Annotated in this window: 6 protein-coding genes; 4 read left to right on the top strand and 2 right to left on the bottom strand. The window is 39.8% G+C overall.

The window, feature by feature from the left end:
* The first annotated feature begins 44 nt into the window (after window positions 1-44).
* Window positions 45-1,280, top strand: coding sequence for a response regulator (locus GQR55_RS15530; protein WP_166421309.1), 1,236 nt, complete (start codon window positions 45-47; stop codon window positions 1,278-1,280).
* A 16-nt stretch (window positions 1,281-1,296) separates the two neighbouring features.
* Here the strand turns inward: GQR55_RS15530 and rarD are convergent, their stop codons facing one another.
* Window positions 1,297-2,214, bottom strand: coding sequence for an EamA family transporter RarD (gene rarD, locus GQR55_RS15535; RefSeq protein WP_166421310.1), 918 nt, complete (start codon window positions 2,212-2,214; stop codon window positions 1,297-1,299).
* Between the two features lie 51 nt (window positions 2,215-2,265).
* On the bottom strand, window positions 2,266-2,721 hold the full coding sequence (locus tag GQR55_RS15540; RefSeq protein WP_197177943.1) for a thioesterase family protein: 456 nt from the start codon (window positions 2,719-2,721) through the stop codon (window positions 2,266-2,268).
* Window positions 2,722-2,922: 201 nt separating this feature from the next.
* On the opposite strand from GQR55_RS15540, the gene recQ reads away from it, so the two are divergent.
* From recQ to GQR55_RS15555, 3 genes are all read left to right on the top strand, one after another.
* Window positions 2,923-4,746: a DNA helicase RecQ gene (gene recQ / locus GQR55_RS15545; protein WP_166421311.1), complete on the top strand. Its 1,824-nt coding sequence runs from the start codon at window positions 2,923-2,925 to the stop codon at window positions 4,744-4,746.
* A 7-nt stretch (window positions 4,747-4,753) separates the two neighbouring features.
* Window positions 4,754-5,038, top strand: coding sequence for a DUF3630 family protein (locus tag GQR55_RS15550; protein WP_166421312.1), 285 nt, complete (start codon window positions 4,754-4,756; stop codon window positions 5,036-5,038).
* A 171-nt stretch (window positions 5,039-5,209) separates the two neighbouring features.
* Window positions 5,210-6,919, top strand: coding sequence for a ShlB/FhaC/HecB family hemolysin secretion/activation protein (locus GQR55_RS15555; RefSeq protein WP_166421313.1), 1,710 nt, complete (start codon window positions 5,210-5,212; stop codon window positions 6,917-6,919).
* The last annotated feature ends 148 nt before the right edge of the window (window positions 6,920-7,067 follow it).

Consider the following 7,067-nt stretch of genomic DNA (forward strand, 5'->3'; position numbering starts at 1 on the left):
CTTATATAAGCAAATTATTTTGTAAAATATAAACAAGGTGTTACGTGACGCGAAAAATACTAATAGTTGAAGATACACCTGCAATGGCGCGAGTGCAAAAGCATATCGCGCTTAAAGCAGGGTATGCAGTTGATATAGCAGAGTCATTAGCACAAACAAAAGAACTAATAAGTAAAAACAGTTACTTTTGCGCTGTAGTCGATTTTATTTTACCAGATGCCCCGTCTGGCGAGGCAGTACCTTGCACTGTAAATGCTGACATTCCAACGATTGTAATGACAGGTAATATTGATAAAAAAACTCGCGATACAGTAGAAAAATATCCAATCATCGATTACATCATTAAAGAAAACAAACAAGCTTACCAATATTTAGAAAAGCAATTACTGAGACTAACTCGCAACGAAAATGTAAAAGTACTCGTTGTTGACGATCTAGCCTCTACACGAAGTTATATATGTAATTTACTTGCACGCCATAAATATCAAATATTACAAGCAGAAGATGGAAAAGAAGCACTTGCGATGCTTGAAGCTGCTCCTGACATCTCGGTTATTATCACTGATAATGAAATGCCAAATATGAACGGTGATGAATTGTGTACCGAAATTCGCCGTTTATATAATAACGATGAAAAAGTGATTATAGGTATTTCAGCCGCAGACTCGTCTGATTTATCAACTTTGTTTTTAAAAAATGGCGCAAACGATTACCTGCATAAACCTTTTAATAATGAAGAGTTTTATTGCAGACTTAGCCAAAACGTCGATATGTTAGAACTTATGGCCACCATAAAACGACAGGCTAATACTGATTATCTTACTAATTTACCAAACCGCCGTTACTTTTTCGAAAAAGCTGAAAAGTCACTAAAGAAAATTAAACGTACTAAAGGTTGTGCTGCTTTAGCCATGCTTGATATTGATCACTTTAAAGCGATTAACGACACATACGGACACGATGTAGGCGACGAAGTATTAAAAGGACTATCAATCTGTTTTAGTAAGTATTTTGAAAAACATTTAGTTGCACGTTTAGGCGGAGAAGAATTTGCGGTTTATTTTGCAGATGCTGATAAGCAAGAATCCTTAAAAAGGCTTGAAGGCTTTAGGTATTTTATAGAAGCGAATAGCCAAGAGTTTAGTAAAGAAAAAATCAAGTTTACTATATCTATTGGTTTTGCAGATGGGCCTGTTTATCAAATTGATGAATTATTAAAACAGGCCGATTTGAAGCTTTACGACGCTAAAGAATCTGGTCGTAATAAAGTAGTTAGTTGACCATTCTATTAGTTAATTATACTTCTGCGGCTGTAATAGCCGCTTTTTTACGTTTGCGTGATTGATGATAAGAGTCCCAACTAAAAATAGCCAGTGCACTCCAAATACATGCAAACGTAACTAATCTCTCAGCGTCAAATACTTCCCCGTAAAACACCACTGCCAATATAAACATTAGGCTTGGCCCAATGTACTGAAAAAAGCCCAGTGTAGTGTACTGCAAGCGTTTGGCGGCTCCGGTAAAACACAACAACGGTAGTGTAGTGACAATGCCTGCACTTATAAGTAGTGCATTAGTATGCCAATCGTTAGCTGGCAGGCTTGATGTTGGTGTAGGCACCATTAACCACCAATAAATTAGTGCCACAGGCAGCAATATAAGTGCTTCTAGCAAAATACCCGGTAAGGCTTCAACCGGTAACTTTTTACGTAATAAACCATAAAGTGCAAACGATATAGCCAGTGAAAATGCCACTACCGGAAACGAGCCAAAACTAATTAGCTGCAGTACAACACCACTAAAGGCAAGTGCTACTGCTACGCCTTGAAACTTACGTAAGCGTTCGCCTAAAAAGAGCATACCCAGCAATACATTTAAAAGAGGGTTTATGTAGTATCCCAAACTTGCATCAAGTATGTGGTTATTATTTATAGCCCATATAAATAAACCCCAGTTAAAGCCAAGCAGTGCAGAGGTAATAACAAGCATAAGCAAAAGCTTAGGCTGAACAATGATGCGTTTAACTTTATCCCAATACTTTAAAACACTCACTACCAGTACTAAAAATACAACCGACCAAACAACCCGATGCATTAAAATCTCAAAGGCAGTAACATGCTGAATTAACTTAAAATATATTGGCGCAAGGCCCCACATTAAAAAAGCAAGACAAGCAAAAATAGCACCTTTACGCTGCTCGGTATCAATCGACATAATAAACACTTAATGATTTAAAAGGCCGACAGTTTACTTGCCGTAGGTGTTTTATCCAACTAAATACGTGCCAGTCCCAAAAGCAATTTGAACAGACTGTTCGTTATGTAATTCCATTCTGCACACGCAGACTTTATTACCTGAGCGAATAAGTGTGGCGCTCGCTATAAAGCTCTCTCCTTTTCCTGGGCGCAAATAATCGGTTCGTAAATCAATAGTGCCAAGGGTTGCTAGCTTTTGCTGTACACTCTTAATGTCTATATCGGTTAATTTATCAATTACACTCGCTGCCGCGAGCATGCCTCCTACGTTGTCGAGAACGGCTGAAATAATGCCACCGTGTAATATTTTTTGCGCAGGGTTTCCTATAAATACATCTTGCCAAGGAAAACTTATTTTTGCTTGCTCTGGAGTAAGTGACTCAACCGAGATATTTAAAAACTGATTAAAGGGCATACCATTTACAAACAATGCGCCGACTTGTTCAATTAACATTTCTTTATTCATTATTATTCTCTATGTATAAACTGGTACGATGAGTAAAGCATAACTTGAGCCAAACTACGAGACTCTCGTTAAGTATTTACAACAGGCCTGATATTAAAAAGCTATCTCAACACTAGCAGAGTTAAATTTACTTACAATAGGGGTAAGGTTAAGTAACTCAGCTAAAGACATCTCACTAAAAAACCACTAAAATACCCGCCAATGAATACATCAACTCCTTCTTCGAGCACACTAGTGCGTAAACCCGAAACTGTCCTCAAACAAGTGTTTGGCTACAGTGAATTTCGCGACGGTCAAAAAGCAGTTATTGATGCTGCTATTAATGGCCAAGACTCACTGGTATTACTACCCACCGGTGGCGGAAAATCGGTGTGCTACCAAATTCCTGCTTTAGTGCTTGAAGGTGTAACTATTGTTATATCTCCGCTTATATCGCTAATGCAAGATCAGGTAACGCAACTGCAAGCACTTGGAGTAAAAGCCGCTTACGTTAATAACAGCTTAGCGCGAGAAGAGCAGCAATTGGTGTATCAACAGCTTCATCAGGGGCAAATTAAGCTTTTATATGTAGCACCTGAAAAAGTATTACAACGCGAATTTTTAGAGCGTTTGTCGCATTTAAATGTGAGTTTATTTGCCATCGACGAAGCGCACTGTGTATCGCATTGGGGCCACGACTTTAGACCGCACTACTTCCGCTTAAACGAATTAAAGCAGCGCTTTGCACATGTTCCTATGATGGCGCTGACTGCAACTGCCGATAAAGCCACCCGTTTTGATATAGTTGAGCAACTAAAACTACAACAGCCTTATATTCATACTGGCAGCTTTGATCGACCTAATATTCGCTACACCATAGAAGAAAAGTTTAAACCTATGGTGCAATTGCTTCGCTACTTAAAAGAGCAAAAAAGCCAAAGCGGTATTATTTATTGTACCAGCCGTAAACGTGTAGACGACATTGCCGAAAAATTGGCTGATGCAGGGCTAAACGCCGCCGCTTACCATGCTGGTATGAGTAACGAGCAACGACAATTTGTACAAACTGGTTTTGCCCGTGACGATATACAAATAGTGGTCGCAACCGTTGCCTTTGGTATGGGTATAAACAAGCCTAACGTGCGTTTTGTACTGCATTACGATATTCCAAAAAGTATAGAGTCGTACTATCAAGAAACGGGGCGTGCTGGGCGAGATGGACTTGCCGCAGAAGCCATAATGTACTTTGATCCAGCTGATATTGGCCGTGTAAGACGCTTTTTTGAAGACATAGACGACGAACAACGCCGCCGCGTAGAAGAGCAACGCTTTAACGCCATGGCAAGTTTTGCTGAAGCGCAAACATGTCGTAGGCAAATATTACTTAATTACTTTAGTGAGTATCAACGTGAGCCTTGCGGCAACTGCGATATTTGCTTAAATCCGCCAAAAAGCTTTGACGGTACATTGGTTGCCCAACAGGCACTTTCGTGCGTGTATAGAGCTGACCAGCGCTTTGGTCTTGGGTACATTGTTGAATTACTACGTGGTGCAAATACTAGCCGCATACGCGATAACAATCATCATGAGCTAAGCACTTACGGCATAGGTAAAGATAAAAGCAGTGAATTTTGGCTTAGTATTTTACGCCAGCTTATTCATCAAGGCTTACTTAGCCAAGATATTACGCAAGGTGCGTCACTCAGATTAACAGAAGCCGCGCGTGCCATTTTAAAAGGTGAGTACGCACTGCAGTTAGCCGAGCCACGCCTGCAAGCCAAACACGTTTATCAAGATAAGTTAGCGCAATTTAATTACGACAAAAAATTGTTTGCTCGCCTACGCGCACTACGTAAAGAGCTTGCTGATGCCGACGATGTACCACCTTATGTTGTATTTAATGATAAAACGTTAGCCGAAATGGCGCAGCTTATGCCAACAAACGACAGTGAGTTTTTAAAAGTGTCGGGTGTCGGTTTTACTAAGTTAAATAAGTACGGCGGCGAATTTTTAACTGCAATTCGCAATTACCTAGCTACAAATTAAGAATGTTATGACCCAAATAGAATATGACCACGCCCATAAATACATTTTAATTACACCAGTCGAGCCTCCACACGATGAAGACTTTGAGCTGTGGAGCACACTCTTTTTACACTCAGATGACGTAACCATCAACGAATACTCTGCAGGCGCTGATCGCCATCAAGTTCGTTTTACCTATAATCAGCTGACCTTTAATTTAAACTATGAGCATTACAGCCAAAGTATTTGGATTAATGCCGAAGGCCATGAAGCTGAGCACTTATTAGCCGCTTTAGCATTTTATTTAAGCTAGCTTTTAATGCCCAGCGCACAGGCGGCTCTAAACCAAGCTGGTTATTAACATAAGTGAATATGAGTAACAATTAATTAGTTTCAAAATCCATACCTTTTACTTACATTATAATAACAATGATGTAAGCTGATATTACGATAGTCATTTGCTACGTAGCAGTAAAGAGGTTTAATGGTGAACAAGAAATGGATAGCACAATGTTGTATTAGCTTAACGGTTTTAAGCTTTTATGTGCCTAATGCATTCGCACAACAATCTTCAACGAAAACTGATAACTGCCTTGTAGAACAGACAGATTTAAGCACAAATAAAAACTTACGCCGAGAAGTTCAAGACAAAACAACCCTCTCGCACAGTAGCAATAACGCTAAAATAGCCTCAATAAAGCTCAAGCAACTTAATGTATTTAATACTGAGCTTGAAGAGGAAAATAATGCCCTATTCCGATTTGCTAATCGTGCACATATTCAAACAGAGCCCGATGTAATAAATAACCTTTTATTATTCTCCCCTGGTGACAAGTACGATGCTAAAAAACTTGCCGAGTCTGAGCGTTTACTTCGTAAAGAAAGTTACTTATATGATGCCCAAATTAGTGCAACCGAAAACTGCGACGGCGACGTTAACGTAGAGGTGGTTACCCGCGATTTATGGACACTTTTACCTGAAGTAAACTTTAGCCGTAGCGGCGGAGAAAACAAATCGAGTATAGGTTTTAGAGAGTCGAACTTGCTTGGTTGGGGTAAGCGTCTTTCTTTATCTCGTACGACCGACAGTGACAGAAGCGGCTACTTATTTGTTTACGACGATCCTAATATTTTATCTACACGTTACCGAGGTCGATTAGAATACGCTGATAACAGCGACGGTAAGCGCCATTTGCTTGAGCTAACCTACCCATTTTTTGCGATAGACACTCCTTTTAGTTACGGTATTTTAAGCTATTCTGAGCAGCGCGAAGAGTCGCTATATAAACGCGGCGAAGAGTTTAGTGAATTTGAGCAAACTACCGATTTAAACCGTGCATTTATCGGGCACTCTAAAGCGCTTAATAATAATTGGACCCAGCGCTTAACCTTAGGCTATACCGACGAGCAACATACCTTTGAAGCGATAGACACGACCTTTGCACCACTTGCCGATGACAGAAGCTTAAGCTACCCCTTTATAAGCGGCCATTGGTTTGAAGATAACTACATAAAAGTACGAAACTTTGACAGCATATCTCGCACAGAAGATTTAAATTTAGGCTGGAATATTAAAAGCTTAATTGGTTATTCAGACGAGTCATTAAGTAATGACGATAGCCGCGCGGTGTATTCATTTAACTTTAAAAAAGCGCACTTTACCACCGATAGAACATTGTGGCGCTTTAGTGCTGATATTGATGGCTATTGGAATAAAGAACAGAAAAAGCTCGAAAACTTTATGGCCACCAGCCAAGTACAATATTATTTAAATACCAGTGAAGACCAATCTTGGTATGTAAAAGCCAGAGTCCAATATGCTAAAAATTTAACCGCCGATAAGCAGCTTACTTTAGGCGGCGAAACTGGCCTGCGTGGTTACCCTATGGATTATCAACATGGCGACCGTAGTTTTTTAGTTAATCTAGAAAAACGTTATTACTGGGAGTACGATTTACTGCAACTATTTAAAGTGGGTGGAGCCGCTTTTGTGGACGTAGGCCGAGCATGGTTTAACGATGAAAATAATGGCGAAAACGCACATGTATTAAAAAATGTAGGTGTTGGTCTTCGTTTAGCACCGAGTCGCGCAAACTCAGGCACTATGATTCATATTGATATTGCTGCCCCCATTGATAGCTACGACGATGTGGACTCAGTACAGTGGTTAGTGAGCGTTAAAAACACTTTTTAAATAATACAAACGCGTTAAACTAAGCACTTATAATTTAACTAAATTGTTATGAAAGCTCAGGGTCTAACGGCGTTTTTCAAGACAGTTGTCGCCTAAATTGTTAAGCAGCTTCTTTGTGTTGCTCTGGATTTAACTCCACAGCGCCTAT

This window comes from Pseudoalteromonas sp. Z1A8 (assembly GCF_011378855.1).
Lineage (GTDB): Bacteria > Pseudomonadota > Gammaproteobacteria > Enterobacterales > Alteromonadaceae > Pseudoalteromonas.